This window comes from Pseudoduganella aquatica (assembly GCF_020865585.1).
Taxonomy (GTDB): domain Bacteria; phylum Pseudomonadota; class Gammaproteobacteria; order Burkholderiales; family Burkholderiaceae_D; genus Rugamonas; species Rugamonas aquatica_A.
The window spans coordinates 1,643,312-1,661,035 of sequence record NZ_CP086370.1 but is presented as its reverse complement, the minus strand read 5'-3'; the positions used below and the strand labels follow the sequence as shown (position 1 = coordinate 1,661,035).

General features: G+C 65.2%; 16 protein-coding genes. 9 read left to right on the top strand and 7 right to left on the bottom strand.

The features are described 5' to 3' along the window. Positions 1-7: 7 nt before the first annotated feature. Both xdhA and puuE read right to left on the bottom strand, forming a co-directional pair. On the bottom strand, positions 8-1,474 hold the full coding sequence (xdhA, locus tag KT882_RS07335; protein WP_161072591.1) for a xanthine dehydrogenase small subunit: 1,467 nt from the start codon (positions 1,472-1,474) through the stop codon (positions 8-10). Between the two features lie 131 nt (positions 1,475-1,605). Continuing rightward, entirely contained in the window at positions 1,606-2,553 is a 948-nt protein-coding gene (gene puuE / locus KT882_RS07330; protein WP_161072592.1) for an allantoinase PuuE, read from the bottom strand. Between the two features lie 82 nt (positions 2,554-2,635). Between puuE and uraH the strand changes: the two genes are divergently transcribed. Together uraH and bla are read left to right on the top strand one after the other, a co-directional pair. Beyond that, positions 2,636-2,989, top strand: coding sequence for a hydroxyisourate hydrolase (gene uraH / locus KT882_RS07325; RefSeq protein ID WP_161072593.1), 354 nt, complete (start codon positions 2,636-2,638; stop codon positions 2,987-2,989). Continuing rightward, on the top strand, positions 2,989-3,852 hold the full coding sequence (bla, locus tag KT882_RS07320) for a class A beta-lactamase (protein ID WP_228895118.1): 864 nt from the start codon (positions 2,989-2,991) through the stop codon (positions 3,850-3,852). The genes uraH and bla overlap by 1 nt, the downstream gene beginning before the upstream one ends. A 115-nt stretch (positions 3,853-3,967) precedes the next feature. Here bla and KT882_RS07315 read toward each other — a convergent pair whose 3' ends face one another. After that, the gene (locus KT882_RS07315) at positions 3,968-5,170 is read right to left on the bottom strand and encodes a glutamate carboxypeptidase (protein ID WP_228895117.1); all 1,203 of its coding nucleotides are present in this window, start codon (positions 5,168-5,170) and stop codon (positions 3,968-3,970) included. 171 nt (positions 5,171-5,341) lie between these two features. Here KT882_RS07315 and KT882_RS07310 point away from each other — a divergent pair, with 171 nt between their 5' ends. Further along, positions 5,342-5,596 (top strand): type II toxin-antitoxin system Phd/YefM family antitoxin, encoded by a 255-nt coding sequence (locus KT882_RS07310; RefSeq protein ID WP_161072596.1) that lies wholly within the window; start codon positions 5,342-5,344, stop codon positions 5,594-5,596. A 215-nt stretch (positions 5,597-5,811) separates the two neighbouring features. Here KT882_RS07310 and KT882_RS07305 read toward each other — a convergent pair whose 3' ends face one another. Beyond that, the gene (locus KT882_RS07305) at positions 5,812-6,240 is read right to left on the bottom strand and encodes an META domain-containing protein (RefSeq protein WP_161072597.1); all 429 of its coding nucleotides are present in this window, start codon (positions 6,238-6,240) and stop codon (positions 5,812-5,814) included. 114 nt (positions 6,241-6,354) lie between these two features. Here KT882_RS07305 and KT882_RS07300 point away from each other — a divergent pair, with 114 nt between their 5' ends. Continuing rightward, positions 6,355-6,690 (top strand): PsiF family protein, encoded by a 336-nt coding sequence (locus KT882_RS07300; protein ID WP_228895115.1) that lies wholly within the window; start codon positions 6,355-6,357, stop codon positions 6,688-6,690. Between the two features lie 6 nt (positions 6,691-6,696). Then, positions 6,697-8,034, top strand: a complete 1,338-nt coding sequence (locus tag KT882_RS07295; RefSeq protein WP_228895113.1) for a sodium/glutamate symporter — start codon at positions 6,697-6,699, stop codon at positions 8,032-8,034. Between the two features lie 16 nt (positions 8,035-8,050). Here KT882_RS07295 and KT882_RS07290 read toward each other — a convergent pair whose 3' ends face one another. Beyond that, positions 8,051-9,283 carry a right-handed parallel beta-helix repeat-containing protein gene (locus KT882_RS07290; RefSeq protein ID WP_228895112.1) on the bottom strand — a complete coding sequence of 411 codons (1,233 nt, stop codon included), beginning with the start codon at positions 9,281-9,283 and terminating at the stop codon, positions 8,051-8,053. 169 nt (positions 9,284-9,452) lie between these two features. Here KT882_RS07290 and KT882_RS07285 point away from each other — a divergent pair, with 169 nt between their 5' ends. From KT882_RS07285 to KT882_RS07275, 3 genes are all read left to right on the top strand, one after another. Next, positions 9,453-10,727, top strand: coding sequence for an HlyC/CorC family transporter (locus tag KT882_RS07285; RefSeq protein WP_161072600.1), 1,275 nt, complete (start codon positions 9,453-9,455; stop codon positions 10,725-10,727). Positions 10,728-10,852: 125 nt separating this feature from the next. Continuing rightward, positions 10,853-12,583, top strand: coding sequence for a type IV-A pilus assembly ATPase PilB (gene pilB, locus KT882_RS07280; RefSeq protein ID WP_161072601.1), 1,731 nt, complete (start codon positions 10,853-10,855; stop codon positions 12,581-12,583). Positions 12,584-12,593: 10 nt separating this feature from the next. After that, positions 12,594-13,817 (top strand): type II secretion system F family protein, encoded by a 1,224-nt coding sequence (locus KT882_RS07275; RefSeq protein WP_161072602.1) that lies wholly within the window; start codon positions 12,594-12,596, stop codon positions 13,815-13,817. An 11-nt stretch (positions 13,818-13,828) separates the two neighbouring features. Here the strand turns inward: KT882_RS07275 and KT882_RS07270 are convergent, their stop codons facing one another. Further along, entirely contained in the window at positions 13,829-14,608 is a 780-nt protein-coding gene (locus KT882_RS07270; protein WP_161072603.1) for a 3-hydroxybutyrate dehydrogenase, read from the bottom strand. Between the two features lie 10 nt (positions 14,609-14,618). After that, a complete protein-coding gene (locus KT882_RS07265; RefSeq protein ID WP_161072604.1) occupies positions 14,619-16,010 on the bottom strand; it encodes a GntP family permease in 1,392 nt (463 codons plus the stop codon). Positions 16,011-16,265: 255 nt separating this feature from the next. On the opposite strand from KT882_RS07265, the gene KT882_RS07260 reads away from it, so the two are divergent. Continuing rightward, entirely contained in the window at positions 16,266-17,684 is a 1,419-nt protein-coding gene (locus KT882_RS07260) for a sigma-54 interaction domain-containing protein (RefSeq protein ID WP_228895111.1), read from the top strand. The last annotated feature ends 40 nt before the right edge of the window (positions 17,685-17,724 follow it).

Genomic DNA, 17,724 nt, shown 5'->3' with positions numbered 1-17,724 from the left:
GGTCCTTTCAGGCGCGCAAAGAAAAAGCGTTGACAGCGTTGGCCGCGAGCGGCGCGTCCAGCCGGGTTTCAAACCAGAAGCGGCGCAGCAGGTTCTGCGCGGTTTTCATGCGGTATTCGCTCGAAGCGCGCATATCGCTCAGCGGCTGGTAGTCCTGCGCCAGCGCGTCCATGGCCAGGGCGAGATTCGCTTCGCTCCAGGGCTTGCCGTTCAAGGCGGCTTCGGCCAGCGCGGCGCGCTTGGGCGTGGCGGCCATGCCGCCGAAGGCGATGCGGGCTTCGCGCACCACGCCGCCGTCCAGCGTAAAGGCAAAAGCGGCGCAGACGGCGGAGATATCCTGGTCGAAGCGCTTGGCCAGCTTGTAGGTGCGGAACTGCACGTCCGCGCGCGGCAGCGGCACACGCACGGCTTGCACGAATTCGTCGGCGCGCAGGTCTTTCTTCTGGTAGCCGAGATAGAGCGCTTCCAGCGGCAGCGTGCGCGTGCCCGCAGGTCCGCGCAGCACCACTTCGCTGCCCAGCGCTATCATCCACGGCATGGAGTCGCCGATGGGGGAACCGTTGGCGACATTGCCGCCCAGCGTGCCCGCGTTACGGATGGGCAGCGAGGCAAAGCGCTGCCACATTTCGCCAAGTTGATCGGGATAGTGCTGGCACAGTGCCGCGTATGCGTCGTTCAGCGATACGCCGGCGCCGATTTCCAGCATGCCGCCGTCGACGGTCACGGTTTTCAGCGCGTCCACGTGGCCGAGATAAATGATGTCGTTCAGCTCGCGCATCTGCTTGGTCACCCACAGGCCCACGTCGGTGGAGCCGGCCAGTATCAGCGCAGAAGGGCGGCTGGCGCGCAGCGCGCTCAGTTCATCCAGCGTGCGTGGGGCATGGAAGTGGCGCTCGCCCACGCTGTAAGTGGCCAGCTTGTCGCGCTTGAGCGCTTCCAGCTGCTGCGCCACGGCGGCACGGTCGAATTCCACCTTGGGCAGCTCGGTCATGCGCTGGGCCGCATCGATGATGGGGCGGTAGCCAGTGCAGCGGCACAGATTGCCGGACAGGGCGTCGTCCACTTCCTTGCGGGCGCAGGGTTGAGCGTCGTTTTTGAGGTACATGCCCCACAGCGACATGGCGAAACCGGGCGTGCAGAAACCGCATTGGGAGCCGTGGCATTCCACCAGTGCCTGTTGCACCGGGTGCAGCGCGCCGTCCGGCTGCTGCAGGTCTTCCACCGTGAACAGGGCTTTGCCGTCCAGCGTGGGCGTGAACTGGATGCAGGAGTTGACCGCCTTCAGTTCAACCTGGCCGTCCACCAGCGAGCCGACCACCACCGTGCAGGCGCCGCAGTCGCCCTCGGCGCAGCCTTCCTTGGTGCCGGTGCAATGCAAATCCTCGCGCAAATGCTGCAGCACGGTCTGCGTCGGCGAGGCCGTGCTCACTTCGTGCACGGCGCCCCGGTAGTAAAAACGAATCGGTTCTGACATTGTAGCCTCGGCGTTATCCCAGATTACAAGATTAGCAGTTCACGGGCCTCGTTACTTATATTATTCCGATGATGTCGGATATCTTCCAATTCAACTACTGGGGTCAGACCCGACGGGTCTGACCCCGGCCTTTAAAACGGATGGGTCGCGTGCCAGTGCTCGGCGATGTCGATGCGGCGCGTAATCCACACTTTGTCGTGGCTCTGCACATAGTCGAGGAAGCGCGCCAGCGCGGCGGCGCGGCCGGGGCGGCCCACCAGGCGGCAATGCAGGCCGATGGACAGCATCTTCGGCTGGTTCAGGCCGTTCGGATCGCCCTCGGCGTACAGGGTGTCGAAGGCGTCCTTCAGGTAGTCGAAGAACTGGGTGCCGGAGTTGAAACCCTGCATGGCGGCGAAGCGCATGTCGTTGGTGTCCAGCGTGTAAGGCACGATCAGTTGCTGGCTCACCACGTCCAGGCCCGCCGCGTCCTTGTGCGCCACCGGCAGCCAGAACGGCAAGTCGTCGCCGTAATGGTCGGCGTCGTAGCGGAAGCCGCCGTGTTCCAGCACCAGCTTGTGGGTGTTCGGCGAATCGCGGCCCGTGTACCAGCCCTGCGGCGCGCTGCCGGTCAGCTCCTTGATGATCTCGACCGCCTCCTTCATGTGGGCGCGCTCGGTGGCCTCGTCCACGTTCTGGTAGGAAATCCAGCGCAGGCCGTGGCAGGCGATTTCGTGCTTCAGTTCCAGGAAGGCGGCCACCGCCTCCGGGTTGCGCTTGAGCGCCATGGAGACGCCGAAAATGGTCAGCGGCAGCTTGCGGTCCTCGAACATGCGCAGCAGCCGCCACAAGCCGGCGCGCGAGCCATACTCGTAGATGCTCTCCATGCTAAGGTGGCGCATCGGAAACGCCGCAGCGCCTATGATCTCGGACAGGAAAGTTTCGGAAGCGGGGTCGCCGTGCAGGACGTTGTTCTCGCCCCCTTCTTCGTAATTGAGGACGAACTGCAGCGCCACGCGGGCGCCGCCCGGCCATTGCGCATGGGGTGGCGTGCGGCCGTAGCCGGTCATATCGCGGGGGTAGTTGTCGTAAGTGCTCATCCGCCAATAATATATGGCATTGCCGACATCAGTATAAGATTTATACGATATCGTGATTCACTCAACGAATATAGGATGCATTATGGGAAAACTCAGTACGCACGTGCTCGACACATCGGCCGGCAAGCCGGGCGCGGGAGTGAAAGTGGCGCTGTTCGAGGTCAAGCCTGAAGGCAAGGTCTTGCTGAAGATGGACATCACCAACGCCGACGGCCGCTGCGCCGGCCCGCTGCTGGAAGGCGACACCATGAAGGCCGGCCAGTACGAGCTGGTGTTCAACGCCGGCGACTACTTCGCTGCCCAGGGCGTGGAACTGCCGTCGCCGCGCTTTATCGACCTCGTCACGCTGGCCTTCGGCATTGCCGACCCGGCGCAGAACTACCACGTGCCGCTGGTGGTGTCGCCTTGGTCCTACTCCACCTACCGGGGCAGCTGATGCAGCGCCGGGACTTCCTGGGCGCTGCCGCCCTCGCCCCCTTCGTCAGCCTGGACGCCTTCGCCGCCGATGCCACCGTGCCCGCCTTCGCGGCGCTGGAAAAAGACCTGGGCGGCCGCCTGGGCGTGGCCGCCATCAACCTGTCCAACGGCAAGCAGGCCGGCCACCGCGCCGGCGAACGCTTCCCGCTGTGCAGCACCTTCAAGGCCGTGCTGGCCGCCGCCATCTTGCAGCGCAGCGCCAGCGATCCGTCGCTGCTGCAGCGGCGTATCCACTACACCGAAAAAGACCTGGTGCCGCACGCGCCCATCACCGGCGAGCGCATCGCCAAGGGCATGACGGTGGAGGATCTGTGCGCCGCCACGGTGCAATACAGCGACAACCCTGCCGCCAATCTGCTGATGAAAGTGCTGGGCGGCCCGGAAGCGGTGACGGCCTTCGCGCGCAGCGTAGGCGACACCGAATTCCGCCTCGACCGCTGGGAAACCGAGCTCAACACCGCCATCCCCGGCGACCCGCGCGACACCACCACGCCGCAAGCGATGATGCGCAGCCTGCAAGCGCTGGTGGTGGGCGACGCCCTGCCCGCGCCGCAGCGCCAGCAGCTCAAGGAATGGCTGGTAGGCAACACCACCGGCGGCAAGATGATACGCGCCGGCACGCCGGCCGGCTGGACCGTGGGCGACAAGACCGGCGGCGGCGCCTACGGCGCGCGCAACGACATCGCCGTGATCTGGCCGCCCGGTAAAGCGCCCATCGTCATCGCCATCTACACAGCGCATGGCCAGGAAGACGCCAAGTACCGCGAAGACATCATCGCCGGCGCCACCCGCGCCGCCATCGCGCTGGTGGCCGAAGCATAAGCCGGTGCGGCGGGTTACGGCGCCCTGCGCCTAACCCGCCCTACGCGATCGTCATAAGCCTAGGAACCGTAGGGCGGGTTAGGCGCGCCGCGCCGTAACCCGCCAAGCGCCACCGCTACCTGCCATACTTCTGTATCAGCCGCGCCAGCAAATAAACGCGCGGTCCGATGCTGTCCACCTCCGCGTATTCCTCCGGCGTATGGATGGCGCCGCCGACGATGCCCAGGCCGTCTATGGTCGCTACGCCGGCGGCATAGGTCAGGCTGGAATCGGCCGCGCCGCCGGAGCTTTCCAGCGTCAGCTTGCGCCCCAGTTCCGCGTAGACCGCCTGCGCCTTGGCAGCGACGGCGTCCGTGACCGGACTTTTCGGCATGGGCGGGAAGCCCCGGCGCAACTTGGCGCTGACCTTGGTGTCCGGTATCAAATGGTTGGCCGAGATGCGCGCCAGGTCCTGCTCGACGCGGTCGAATTCTTCCGGCACGGCCACGCGCACGTCCGCCTGCACCGCCGCGTGGTCCGGGATCACGTTGCTGCGCTCGCCCGATTTGATGACCGTGAAATTAACCGTGGTCTGCTTGCTGGCGTCCGCCAGCTTGGATAGCTGCAGCATCTGGTGCGCCGCTTCCATGGCCGCGTTGCGGCCCGAGTCCGGCGCCACGCCCGCGTGCGCTGCCTTGCCGCTCACTTCCAGCTCGATCTCGCCGCTGCCTTTGCGCACCACCACCAGGCCGTCGGCTGGGCGGCCGGGCTCCAGGTTCAGCGCCACGTCATGCTCCCTGGCCAGCTTCTCCATCAGCGTGCGCGTGCCGTGCGAGCCGGTTTCCTCGTTGGTGTTGAGCAGCACGGTGATCTTGCCGTAGCCCGCGTAGCCGGACTGCTTCAGCACTTTCAGCGCCGCCAGCGCCACCACGATACCGCCCTTGTCATCCATGATGCCGGGGCCGTAGGCGCGCGCGCCGTCGATGCGGAACGGACGCGCGGCGGCTGCGCCGTCCGGGAACACGGTGTCCATATGCGCCACCAGCAGGATGCGGCCTTTGCCGGTGCCGGCCAGCGTGGCCTGGATGTTGCGGCTCTGCGCAGGCGCGGCCGGGAAGGTTTCCACCTTGAAGCCCAGCCGCACCAGCTCCTCCTGCGCGATGGCGCCAACACGGTCCAGCCCGGCCCCATTGAAGGTGCCCGAGTCGATATTGACCAGCCGCTCCAGCAGCTTCAACGCCTCCGGCCTGGATTGCTCAGCCTTGGCCAGCAGCGCCTGGTCCGGCTTGCCCGCTTCGGCCGCTAGAGCATTCCCCGCCGCGAGCGCGAGCAACGCCATCAAGGCGCCCTTAACCACACCAGCCTGTTTGCCCATCCTGCCCCCCCAGAAAGTTAGCGGAATCGTCCCCACCCTTGCGTATGCAGCTTGCGGCCGGGCTGGGTCGAGCATATTATTGAACGAAATAATACGTCAAATAATGCACCAAATAATGTCATCTCAGGTATAAATATGGCGCTTACAAATTCCATCTTCGCTTCCACAACGGTCAGCATTACGGAGCTGCGCCGCAATCCTGGCGCCGTCATTGAGGAGGCTGGCGGAATGCCCGTTGCGATACTGAACCACAATCGCCCAGCCGCCTATCTGGTTCCTGCGGAAGCGTTCGAGGCCATCCTGGAAAAACTGGAAGATCTCGACCTTGCCGAATTAGTCCGCCAGCGAAGAGGGGGCAAGACTGTGAAAGTCTCCCTCGATGACTTATAGCCTCGAATTCAACGAAGACCGAGCCTCATGTGCCCTCGGCCAGGCTGCATGGGCCGGATATGCACAACGTGTACACAATCAAACTGCGTGACCTCGGATACCGCCTGGTCTACGAAGTCATAGACCAGACGATTACCGTGCTCGTATTGAGCGTTGCCAAACGCGACAAGGGCCAGGCATATACGCTGGCAACGCGGAGGCGAACCTGATCCTTGTTATTGCGCGGTGAACCGGGCCAGCTGGCCGCTGTCGCCGCTCAGGATGAGTGTTTTGCCTTCCACTTGCCAGGTGCGGGTGGCGTCCAGTGCTTGCAGGTAGGCGTTCTCCTGCTTGCCGCTGGCGTCGTCCAGGCAGGCGCGGCGGGTGGAGGCAAGCGGCCCCATCTTCAGGGACTTGCCGCTCCACTGGTAGGCGCCGGTGAAGTTGTTGCAGCCGCCGCTGCCCGTTACCATGCCTTTCGCTGCGTCGAAGTTCAGCGACTGCTTGCCGCCCGGCTGGCCGCCCAGCTCGGCGAGCTGCCACGAGGTGCCTGTCAGCGAGGCGCCCGACGCTGCAGCGCCGCCTCCACTGGTGCTGCAGCCGGCGGCCAGCGCCAGTACGCCGCCAGCGGCGGCGGCCATCATCCATTTGCCCAAAGTTTGCATAGCGCGCTCCTTTCAGATGTGTTGCATACGAAACACTTAGATACCATGGAATGGGAAATACTGTCGTATAGTTAGCCTTAGCAGTTCCGCCACTCAACTTTACAGGAATACGACATGAAGAAAATTATTGCTGTTATCGCTGCTTTCGGTTTCGCCGCGTCCGCCTTTGCCGCGCCCGCGTCCGCCCCGGCATCGGCGTCTGCGTCCGCATCGGCGGCAGCTTCGGCGCCGAAGAATTCGCAGCAGTCCAAAATGGCGACCTGCAATGCCGACGCGGCCGGCAAAAAGGGCGACGAACGCAAGGCTTTCATGAAGGAGTGCTTGAGCGCCAAGCCTGCCGCCCCCGTCACCCAGCAAGACAAAATGAAAACCTGCAACGCCGACGCCACCGGCAAGAAAGGCGATGAACGCAAAGCCTTCATGAAGGAATGCCTGAGCGCGAAGAAGTAAGCGCCTATGACGCCAGCATACTCCCCCTGGTTTTTGCTGCTGCTCGCCATCCCCATCCTGTTGCTGGGGGAATGGCTACTGAAGCGGATACCGCTGCTGGCGCGCATTAATATTCCTGTCCCCGTCGCAGGCGGGCTGCTGTTCAGCGCGGCCTGCCTGTGCATCAATTTATCCGGTCTGGCCACGGTCAGTTTCGGCACCAAGGTCAGCGCCGGATGGTGGACCTGGCTGGTGACACCCGATATCGAATGGCTGGCGCGTCCGGCCAAGAATCTCAATTTGCCGCTGCTGATCGCCTTCTTCACTTGCGTGGGACTGGGCGCGCCGCTGCGCATGCTGCTGGGCGGCGGACGCATGCTGGTCGTGCTGCTGCTGGCGACCACGGTGCTGGCGGCGGTGCAGAATGCGGCCGGCGCGGCGGTGGCCGTTGCCCTGGGCGCGCCTGCCCTGCTGGGCGTGGCTTGCGGCTCGCTCACGCTGGTGGGCGGGCACGGCACGGCGCTGGGATTCGCGTCGCGCTTCGAGCAGGCCGGGCTGGCGTCGGCCGCCGCCATCGGCGCTTCCGCCGCCACCTTCGGGCTGGTTGCCGGGGCGCTGCTGTCCGGGCCACTGGGAGCGTGGCTGCTGCGCAAGGTCTCGCCGATTCCAGCGCGGGAAACGGCAGCGATCGCCCAGGACGGCACGGCCGGCACGGCGGCGGCTGGCGCTACCGGCGCGGCTGGCCGGCCCGCTGCGGCGCCTGCGGTAGCGAATTTTGTAGCGGACGTGCGCGCGCTGGCGGCGCTGGGGCGCGGAGCGGTGCTGCACCTGCTGCTGGTGGCGGCCTGCGTGAAAGCCGGCGCCTGGGTGAGCTTCGGCCTGGACCGCGCCGGCGCCGCCCTGCCCGCCTATATGGGCGCGCTGCTGGTGGGCTTTGCGGTGCGCGCCATCCATGACGCGCTGGGCGGCGGCTGGCTGCGCGGCGAGACCATCGCGCGCATCGCGGCGGTGCTGCTGCCGCTGTTCCTGGCCGTCACGCTGGCCTCGCTGAACCTGGCCGACCTGGCCACGGTGGCCGGCCCCATGCTCGCCATCCTGGCCGTCAATATCGCGCTTACGCTGCTGTTCTGCGCCGCCGTGGTGTGGCCGCTGCTGGGCCGCAATCACGAGGCGGGCGTGGCCACGGCAGGCCTGGCGGGCTACGGCATCGGCTCCACCGCCACCGCAGTGGCCGCCATGGACGCCATTACGCGCCAGCGCGGCCCCGCGCCGCGCGCCACCACCATCGTGCCACCCACCGGAGGCTTCCTGATCGACCTGACCAATGCGCCGGTGATCAGCGCCTTCCTGCGCATGCTGAGCTGACACCGCGCCCCGCAGCTTACTTCAGCAGCCCTTCGTACCAGCTCTTCTTGCTCTTCTCCACGATCACCGCCTGGTAAGCGCCGATGTCCAGCGCCCCCACCGCCGGGCGCTGCATGCCGCTGGCCGGGTGCTTGTACTGCATGATGGGCCGCAGCGCCACGCCGGACGGCAGCATGGGCGGCTCCGCGCCCGCGTTGATGATTTTCGCGTTCTCGGTCGGCACCAGCACGTAGTTGGCGCGGTCGACGAAGTCCACCTCCATTGCCGCATAGTTGTGCTTGTCCACCGCGCCGGCCTGGTTGGTGATGATGCCCTTGCCTGCGAAGATATTGTTCTGGATGTGCGCGCGCGCCTTCACGCGTTCGTGCACCCGCACAAACACGCCGTTGCGCTTGTCGTCGTTGAGGAAGGTGTTGTTCATCACGTACAGCATGTCGTTCGCGCCGCTGGCCTCATTGCCGTAGGCGAGCAGGGTGTTGTTGTCGTTGTCGGCCGGCTGCTCGATGATGTTGCCCATCACATAGGCCGCGCCCGCGTTGGGCAGGTCGATCTCGAAGCTGGGCCGGCCGGCGGCGGTGCTGCCTTTTTCTCCCGGCGCCAGGCTGGAAAAGCGGTTGTAGATAATGGTGTTGATGCGCGCGCGCGACTTCAGGTTGTGGCCGATGTTGGCGTCGTGCGAGAAGTTGAAGCGGAAGGTCAGGCTGGCCACGTCGCCCACATAGACGTTGTGGGTCTGGCCGCTGCCGTCGCCGTTGTGGCCGAACTCGCTGTTTTCAATCACGATGCGGCTGGTGGGCGAGGCCCCGGTCAGCACGCCGTTTTCGTTGTCGTGCAGGAAGCTGTTCTTCAGCGTGAAGTTGCTGCCTTCGATGCGTAGCGCGGCGCCGTTCTTGTCGGCCACCCTGGTGTTGAAGATCTCCACGTTCTCCACCGTCACATCGTTGCCGGCGATAATCCAGGCACCCTTGCCTTCCGCCCCGCGCCCCTGCGCGTCGATGCGGACCCGGCCGCGCATGCCTCGGATGGTGAGGAAGTTGGGCGCAATGCGGCACAGCTCGCCCGGATACGCGCCGGCTTCAATCTCCACCGTGTCGCCGCTGCGGGCGGCCGCAAAGGCCAGGCAGGGCCGCGCATACGCCATGCCGGGGCCTACCGTCAGGGTGGCGGCCTGGGCGGACGGTGCGCAGCAGAGCGCCGAGGCGAGCGCCAGGGCAGACGACGCCAGGGCGCGAACGCGAGGTCGATTCATGCCGAAACTCCTTAGTGGTGTGATAGGCAATTGTAACCTTGCAGCTTGCACCCCGGCTGGGCTTGACTTAAAATCCACAATTCTGAAGCAGCATTGTGCTGCTTCCCGCTCTGGGCCGGTCACGCCTGACCAGTTACACCCCATCATGCCTGTTTCTTCACGGTGACCCTTGGATACCGTTCCCATATGGGCGCAATTTCTTGCGCTTGCTTTCCTGATACTATGCTCGGCGTTCTTCGCCATGGCCGAAACCGCCCTGATGGCGGCCAACCGCTACCGTTTGCGCCACCAGGCCAAGCGCGGCAGCCGGCGCGCCGTGGCCACCCTGTGGCTGCTGGACCGCACTGACAAGCTGCTGTCGCTGGTGCTGATCGCCAATACGCTGATCAACGCCACCGCCATCGCCCTGGTCACGGCCATCGTCATCCACACCTTCGGCTACGACGAATGGCTGATCGTCGCTTCCACCGCCTGCATGACCTTCTTGCTGGTGGTGTTCGCCGAAATCTCGCCCAAGATGATAGGCGCGACCTACCCCGAGCAGATCGCCCTGCCCACGGCCACCATCCTGAGGCCCATGATGGCGGCGGCCAAGCCGGTGATCTGGTTCACCAACCTGTTCGTGGGCGTGGTGCTCAAGCTGTTCCGCGTCAAGATGGGCACGCCGCTGCGCGACACCCGCTTGTCGCCCGAGGAGCTGCGCTCGCTGGTGCTCGAAGGCGGCAACTTCATTCCGCAAAAACACAAAAGCATCCTGCTCAACCTGTTCGACCTGGAAGCCATTTCGGTGGAGGACGTGATGACGCCGCGCGCCCAGATCGAGGCGCTGAACCTGGCCGCGCCGGTGGAGGAGATCAAGCAGCAGCTGACCACCTGCTACCACAACAAGCTGCCGGTCTACGAAGGCGAGATCAACCAGATCATCGGCATCCTGCATGTGCGCAAGGCGATGGCGCTGCTGACGCAGGACGAGGAGCTGAGCGCCGAGCACTTCCGCGCTCTGCTGTCGGAGCCCTACTTCATTCCGCAGGACACCGGCGTGTTCGCCCAGCTGCAGTACTTCCAGGAGAACAAGGAGCGCCTGGGCATCATCGTCGACGAGTACGGCGAAGTGCAGGGCCTGGTGACGCTGGACGATATCATCGAGGAAATGATCGGTGAATTTACGACATCAACTCCGGGCGCCGCGCGCGCCGACAGCTTCAGCTGGACCGCGTCCGGCGACTGCCTGCTCGACGGCACCACGGCCTTGCGTGACATCAATAAGCGTCTGGGATTAAACTTCCCGCTGGATGGGCCGAAAACATTGAATGGCGTGCTGCTCGAATATTTGCAGGAAATTCCGGAGGCGGCCATCAGCGTGCGGCTCGGCGGCTGCGTGGTGGAAGTGGTGCAAGTGCAGAACCAGGCCATCAAAGTCGTGAAATTGATACGGGCGGGCTAGGAAGGTGGGCCGCTAGCCGCGCACGGTACGCATGCCGCTTTACAAAAGTGATGCCCACGGGCATCATCCGGTGGATGGCCCCAGAGCCAGCCTCCTTATGTAGTCTTTCCTGACAGCGCGCTTCTATGGCAGCAGTTCAACCCAATACGGCGTCCAGCGCCCCCATGGCGGGACTGGCGCGGGCCTTGATGCAAGCCGGCCGGCTCACGCCCGCGCAGGCGGATGCGCTGCAAAAGAAGGCGCAGGCCGACAAGCTGCCGTTTATCGACACGCTGCTGGCCAGCAACACCATCCAGGCCCGCGATCTGGCCTACTTCTGTTCGGAAACGTTCGCCTATCCGCTGATGGACCTGGCCGCCTTCAGCATCGACGCGCTGCCGCCCAAGATCATCGACGCCAAGCTGATGCAGACGCAGCGCGTGGTGGCGCTGGCCAAGCGCGGCAACAAGATGTCGGTGGCCATTTCGGACCCGACCAATATCCAGGCGCTGGACCAGATCAAGTTCCAGACCGAGTCCTCGGTGGAACCGGTGATCGTGGCGCACGACGCCCTGCTGGCCATGCTGGCCAGCCTGAACCGCAGCGCCGAACAAAGCCTGACCGAGCTGGCCGGCGACGAGCAGGACATCCAGTTCGCCGAGGAAAACGAAGCGCCGTCGGCCGCCGCCGAGCAGGCCGCCAACGAGGTGGAAGACGCGCCCATCGTGCGCTTCCTCAACAAGATGCTGATGGACGCGGTGGGCATGGGCGCCTCGGACTTGCATTTCGAACCCTTCGAGAAGTTCTACCGCATCCGCTTCCGCGTGGACGGCGTGCTGCTGGAGCACGCGCAGCCGCCGGTGTCGATCAAGGACAAGCTGGTGTCGCGCATCAAGGTGCTGGCCAAGCTGGATATCTCGGAAAAGCGCGTGCCGCAGGACGGCCGCATGCGTCTGATCGTCTCGCCCACCAAGACCATCGATTTGCGCGTGTCCACGCTGCCCACGCTGTTCGGCGAAAAAACCGTGATGCGTATCCTGGACGCGACCCAGGCCCAGATGGGCATCGACTCGCTGGGCTACGACCCGGACCAGAAGGAAATCCTGCTGGACGCCATCCAGCGCCCCTACGGCATGGTGCTGGTGACCGGGCCGACCGGCTCGGGCAAGACGGTGTCGCTGTACACCTGCCTGAACATCCTGAACAAGCCCGGCATCAACATCTCCACCGCCGAGGATCCGGCCGAGATCAACCTGCCGGGCGTGAACCAGGTGAACGTGAACGACCGCGCCGGGCTGACCTTCCCGGTGGCGCTGAAATCCTTCCTGCGCCAGGATCCGGACATCATCATGGTGGGCGAGATCCGCGACCTGGAAACGGCCGACATCGCCATCAAGGCGGCGCAGACCGGCCACATGGTGTTCTCCACGCTGCACACCAACGACGCGCCGTCCACGCTGACGCGGCTGATGAATATGGGCGTGGCGCCGTTCAACATCGCCTCCTCGGTGGTGCTGATCACGGCGCAGCGCCTGGCGCGCCGCCTGTGCACCTGCAAGCAGCCGGTGGAGATCTCCAACGAGCTGCTGCTGAAAGCGGGCTACAAGCCGGAGGAGCTGGACGGCAGCTGGAAGCCCTACGGCCCGGTGGGCTGCGAGCGCTGCAACGGCGGCGGCTACAAGGGCCGGGTCGGCATCTACCAGATCATGCCGATCACCCCGGCCATCGAGAGCATCATCCTGGCGCACGGCAACTCGATGCAGATTGCGGCCCAGTCGGAAAGCGAAGGCGTGAAGTCCTTGCGCCAGTCCGGCCTGGTCAAAGTGAAAAACGGGCTGACCAGCCTCGAGGAAGTCCTCGGCTGCACCAATGAATAGGAAGTAAATCATGGCCACAACCAGCACCCCGGGCAGCCCGGTCAAGGAATCGGTCTTCGCCTGGGAAGGCAAGGACAAAACCGGCAAGACCGTGCGCGGCGAGCTGCGTGCCGGCGGCGAGGCCGTGGTCAACGTGACCTTGCGGCGCCAGGGCATCATGGTGACCAAGGTCAAGAAGAAGGTCTACCGCAGCGGCAAGAAGGTCACCGAGAAAGACATTTCCCTGTTCACGCGGCAGCTGGCCACCATGATGAAGGCCGGCGTGCCGCTGCTGCAGTCCTTCGACATCGTCGGCAAAGGCCACGCCAACCCGTCGGTGGCCAAGCTGGTGATGGACCTGCGCGCCGACATCGAGACCGGCACCAGCCTGAACCAGGCCTTCCGCAAGTTCCCGCTGTATTTCGACCCGCTGTTCTGCAACCTGGTGGGCGCCGGCGAACAGGCCGGCATCCTGGAAGACCTGCTGACGCGGCTGGCGATCTACAAGGAAAAGACGCTGGCCATGAAGGGCAAGATCAAGTCCGCCCTGACCTACCCGGTGTCCATCCTGGGCGTGGCCTTCATCGTCACGGCCGTCATCATGATCTGGGTGGTGCCGGCGTTCAAGCAGGTGTTCGCCAGCTTCGGCGCCGACCTGCCCGCGCCCACGCTGGCGGTGATGGCCATCTCCGAATTCTTCGTGTCCTACTGGTATCTGATCTTCGGTGGCCTGTTCGGCTCGCTGTATTTCTTCTTCCAGGCCTGGAAGCGCTCGCCGCAGGTGCAGCGCTTTATGGACGTGACCCTGCTCAAGCTGCCCATCTTCGGCGAGGTGATACGCAAGGCCACCATCGCGCGCTGGACGCGCACGCTGGCCACCATGTTCGCCGCCGGCGTGCCGCTGGTGGAGTCGCTCGACTCGGTGGGCGGCGCGTCGGGCAACATCGTCTACCTTGAAGCGACGCGCCGCATCCAGAAGGAAGTGAGCACCGGCACCAGCCTGACGGTGGCCATGCAGAACGCCGACGTGTTCCCGAATATGGTGACGCAGATGGTCTCCATCGGCGAGGAATCCGGCTCGCTGGACGCCATGCTGGGCAAGGTGGCCGACTTCTTCGAGGACGAAGTGGACGAGGCCGTGGCCTCGCTGTCGAGCCTGATGGAGCCGCTCATCATGGTCATCCTGGGCGTGCTGATCGGCGGCCTGGTGATTGCCATGTACCTGCCCATCTTCAAGCTTGGGTCGGTGGTGTAAGGGGCGCAGCCCTACTGCGCGGCCCAGCCGCCGTCCATATTGAGGGCCGCGCCGCGGATCTGGTCGGCCGCCGCGCTGCACAGGAACACGGCCAGCGCGCCGATCTGCTCGGGCGTGGCGAATTCCTGCGAGGGCTGCTTTTCGCCCAGCAGCTTGGCGCGCGCTTCGTCCGCGCTCAGGGCGGCGCGCGCGGCCAGGTCGTCGATCTGCTTCTGCACCAGCGGCGTCAGCACCCAGCCCGGGCAGATGGCGTTGCAAGTCACCCCAGTGCGCGCATTCTCCAGCGCCACCGCCTTGGTCAGCCCCACCACGCCATGCTTGGCCGCCACATAGGCCGACTTGTTCACCGACGCCACCAGCCCGTGCACCGAGGCCACGTTGATGATGCGTCCCCAGCCGCGCTGCTGCATCTGCGGCAGCGCCGCGCGGATGGCGTGGAAGTTGGACGACAGGTTGATGGCCATGATGCGGTCCCACTGCTCCAGCGGAAACTCGTGCACCGGCGCCGTGTGCTGGATGCCGGCGTTGTTGACCAGGATGTCGACCGCGCCAAAGGCCGCCGTGGCTTCGGCCACCATGGCCGCGATCTGCTCCGGCTGGGCCATGTCGGCCGCGCTGTGCCGCACCTGCACGCCCAGCGCGCGCAGTTCGGCGGCGATGGTTTCAATCTCTGCCGCGTCGCCGAAGCCGTTCAGCATGACGTTGGCGCCCTGCGAGGCCAGCGCGCGGGCAATGCCCAGGCCGATGCCGCTGGTGGAGCCGGTGACGATGGCGGATTTGTTCTTCAACATGGCAAGCTCCTTAGTAAATGCCGAACGCGTAGTAGGTGCCGATGACCACGAACACGGCCATGGTCTTGATGCAGGTGACGGCGAAGATGTCGCCGTAGGACACCTTGTGCGTCAGCCCGCTGACGGCCAGCAGGGTAATCACCGCGCCGTTGTGCGGCAGCGTGTCCATGCCGCCGCTGGCCATGGCGGCCACCCGGTGCAGCACTTCCATCGGAATATGCGCGGCGGTGGCGGCCTGGATGAAGGTGTCCGACATGGCGGCCAGCGCAATGCTCATGCCGCCCGACGCCGAGCCCGTGATGCCAGCCAGCGAGGTGACAGCGATCGCTTCGTTGACCAGGGGATTGGGCACGGCGCGCAGCGCGTCCGCCACCACCAGGAAGCCCGGCAGGCCGGCGATGACGGCGCCAAAGCCGTACTCGGAGGCGGTGTTCATGGACGCCAGCAGCGCGCCCGAGATGGCCAGCTTGCTGCCCTCGGCGAAGCGGCGGCGCACGGTGCCGAAAGCCAGCAGCAGTACGCTGGCGATACCCACCAGCAGCGCCGCTTCCACGGCCCAGATGGCCGCCACTTTCGACACTTCGGTCACGACGGGCTTGGCCGCGCCAGCCAGCTGCAGGCTGTGGCTCTTGCCGTAGTAGAGCGGAATCATCACGGTGAAGACCTTGTTCAGCACGCCCACCAGCACCAGCGGCAGCAGCGCCAGCACCGGATGCGGCAGGGTCTGCTGCGTGAACTCCTCCGGCTCGTTGCTGTGGCCCGTGCCGTAGCCCTCGCCCTTGGCCAGCGCCTGGCGGCGGCGCCATTCCAGGTAGGCCAGGCCCACAGTCAGGATGAACACGGAACCGATCACGCCCAGCCAGGGCGCGGCCCAGGTGTCGGTCTGGAAAAAGGAGGTCGGGATGATGTTCTGGATCTGCGGCGTGCCGGGCAGCGCGTCCATGGTGAAGGTGAAGGCGCCCAGCGCGATGGTGCCGGGGATCAGGCGCTTGGGGATGTTACTTTGCCTGAACATCTCGGCCGCGAAGGGATAGACGGCGAACACCACCACGAACAGCGACACGCCGCCGTAGGTCAGCACCGCGCACACCAGCACGATGGCCAGCATGGCGCGCTCGCGCCCCACCAGCCGGATGATCAGCGCCACGATGGACTTGGAAAAGCCGGACAGTTCGATCACCTTGCCGAACACCGCGCCCAGCAGGAAGACCGGGAAATACAGTTTGACGAAGCCCACCATCTTGTCCATGAAGACGCTGGTGAACATGGGCGGCACCAGGCCGGGATCGGTCAGCAGCACGGCCAGCATGGCCGCCACCGGGGCAAACAGGATGACGCTGAAGCCGCGGTAGGCGACCACCATCAGGAAGACCAGCGCCAGCAGCACAATCAGAAAACTCATACACACTCCAAGGCATAACGTAGAACGTTGTCTAAAGCACTATCCATGCCTGGAGCACAAAACCCTGTAAATTCAAGCAGTTAGATATAAGCGCTGGTGATGCCGGGGTGAGGCTGAAATGCATATTGTCTGGATAGGCGGACAAACTACGCAAAACTACGCAGAAAAACGTCCGGAAATCCAGACATTGTGTATGGAACACTGGACAGTTCACGCGACCGGGGCCAGAATCAGCCTTTTTGCCTGGCCGCCGCAATGGACTTGATGCACTGGTTTACCGAAAATCCGGGCGCAGGCGGACTGCGCCACCTGGCCATTCCCAAACTGCTGGAGCGGCTGGACGCACTGTGCGAAGGCACCATCGCGGTCGACACCGAAGCCCGCATCGTCTGGTGCAACGACAAATACCTGCAAATGCTGGGCTATAGCGACCCGCAATCCCTGCTGGGCCGCGACGTGGAGGAGATCATCCCAAACAGCCTGATGCGCCAGGTGGTCAAGAGCGGCGAGCCCATCCTGCTCGACCTGATGGCCTTCGGCAGCGAAACCTTTGTGGTGTCGCGCCTGCCGCTGACCGGGCCGGACGGCAAAGTGATAGGCGCGGTCGGCATCTGCCTGTACGACAAGCTGCACCACTTGAAGCCGCTGCTGGGCAAGTTCTCGCAATTGCAGGACGAGCTGGCGGAAACCCGGCGCCTGCTGGTGCAGGATCGCCGCCCGCGCTACACCCTGGCCAGCTATGTGGGCAACAGCCCGGCCAGCCTGGACGTGAAGCGCCAGGCGCGGCGCGCGGCGCAACTGGGCAGCACCGTGCTGCTGCTGGGCGAAACCGGCACCGGCAAGGAACTGCTGGCGCAAGCCATCCACGCCAGCTCGGCGCGCGCCAGCCAGCCCTTTATCGCCGTGAACGCCGCCGCCATTCCCGAAGCGCTGCTCGAGTCCGAATTCTTCGGCGCCGCGCCGGGCGCCTACACCGGCGCCGACAAGCGCGGCCGCGATGGCAAGTTCAAGCTGGCGCACGGCGGCACCCTGTTCCTGGACGAGGTGGGCGACATGCCGCTGCAGATCCAGGCCAAGCTGCTGCGCGTGCTGCAGGAGCAGGAGGTGGAGCCGCTGGGCTCGAACAAGGTGATCAAGGTGGACGTGCGCATCATCGCCGCCACCAGCATCGACCTGGTGCAGGCGCTGGCCCAAGGGCGGCTGCGGCGCGACCTGTACTACCGGCTGAACGTGCTGTCCATCACGCTGCCGCCGCTGCGCGAGCGCATCGCCGACCTGGAAGCGCTGTGCGAAGGCGCGCTGGAGCAGATCGCCGAGCGCACCGGCATGGCGCGGCGCGAACTGACGCCGGGCGCCCTGCAGCGCCTGGGCGGCTACGACTGGCCCGGCAATGTGCGCGAGCTGCGCAACGTGCTGGAAAAGGCCGTGCTGCACAGCGACAACCGGCGCCTGGTGGCGGACGACTTCGACACCATCCTGCCCCGGCTGGCGGCGGCCAGGACGGGCGCGCCTGGTGTGGTGCAGCCGCTGGCGCAGGCGGTGGCGGCAGCCGAACGCGGCGCCATCGAAGCGGCCCTGGCGGCGGCCGGCGGCAAGAAAACCGAGGCCGCGCGCCTGCTCGGCATTTCGCGCGCCACCCTCTATGAAAAAATGGCGCTGCTGCAACTGTTTTGAGGCCCGCCCTGCCTTATACTGTCCCCACATAAAAACCAAC

What these genes read in the sequence shown, in the direction of transcription:
- xdhA (WP_161072591.1), bottom strand. Translation starts at nt 1,474, where the DNA reads ATGTCAGAACCGATTCGTTTTTACTACCGGGGCGCCGTGCACGAAGTG.
- puuE (WP_161072592.1), bottom strand. Translation starts at nt 2,553, where the DNA reads ATGAGCACTTACGACAACTACCCCCGCGATATGACCGGCTACGGCCGC.
- uraH (WP_161072593.1), top strand. Translation starts at nt 2,636, where the DNA reads ATGGGAAAACTCAGTACGCACGTGCTCGACACATCGGCCGGCAAGCCG.
- bla (WP_228895118.1), top strand. Translation starts at nt 2,989, where the DNA reads ATGCAGCGCCGGGACTTCCTGGGCGCTGCCGCCCTCGCCCCCTTCGTC.
- KT882_RS07315 (WP_228895117.1), bottom strand. Translation starts at nt 5,170, where the DNA reads ATGGCGTTGCTCGCGCTCGCGGCGGGGAATGCTCTAGCGGCCGAAGCG.
- KT882_RS07310 (WP_161072596.1), top strand. Translation starts at nt 5,342, where the DNA reads ATGGCGCTTACAAATTCCATCTTCGCTTCCACAACGGTCAGCATTACG.
- KT882_RS07305 (WP_161072597.1), bottom strand. Translation starts at nt 6,240, where the DNA reads ATGCAAACTTTGGGCAAATGGATGATGGCCGCCGCCGCTGGCGGCGTA.
- KT882_RS07300 (WP_228895115.1), top strand. Translation starts at nt 6,355, where the DNA reads ATGAAGAAAATTATTGCTGTTATCGCTGCTTTCGGTTTCGCCGCGTCC.
- KT882_RS07295 (WP_228895113.1), top strand. Translation starts at nt 6,697, where the DNA reads ATGACGCCAGCATACTCCCCCTGGTTTTTGCTGCTGCTCGCCATCCCC.
- KT882_RS07290 (WP_228895112.1), bottom strand. Translation starts at nt 9,283, where the DNA reads ATGAATCGACCTCGCGTTCGCGCCCTGGCGTCGTCTGCCCTGGCGCTC.
- pilB (WP_161072601.1), top strand. Translation starts at nt 10,853, where the DNA reads ATGGCAGCAGTTCAACCCAATACGGCGTCCAGCGCCCCCATGGCGGGA.
- KT882_RS07275 (WP_161072602.1), top strand. Translation starts at nt 12,594, where the DNA reads ATGGCCACAACCAGCACCCCGGGCAGCCCGGTCAAGGAATCGGTCTTC.
- KT882_RS07270 (WP_161072603.1), bottom strand. Translation starts at nt 14,608, where the DNA reads ATGTTGAAGAACAAATCCGCCATCGTCACCGGCTCCACCAGCGGCATC.
- KT882_RS07265 (WP_161072604.1), bottom strand. Translation starts at nt 16,010, where the DNA reads ATGAGTTTTCTGATTGTGCTGCTGGCGCTGGTCTTCCTGATGGTGGTC.
- KT882_RS07260 (WP_228895111.1), top strand. Translation starts at nt 16,266, where the DNA reads ATGGACTTGATGCACTGGTTTACCGAAAATCCGGGCGCAGGCGGACTG.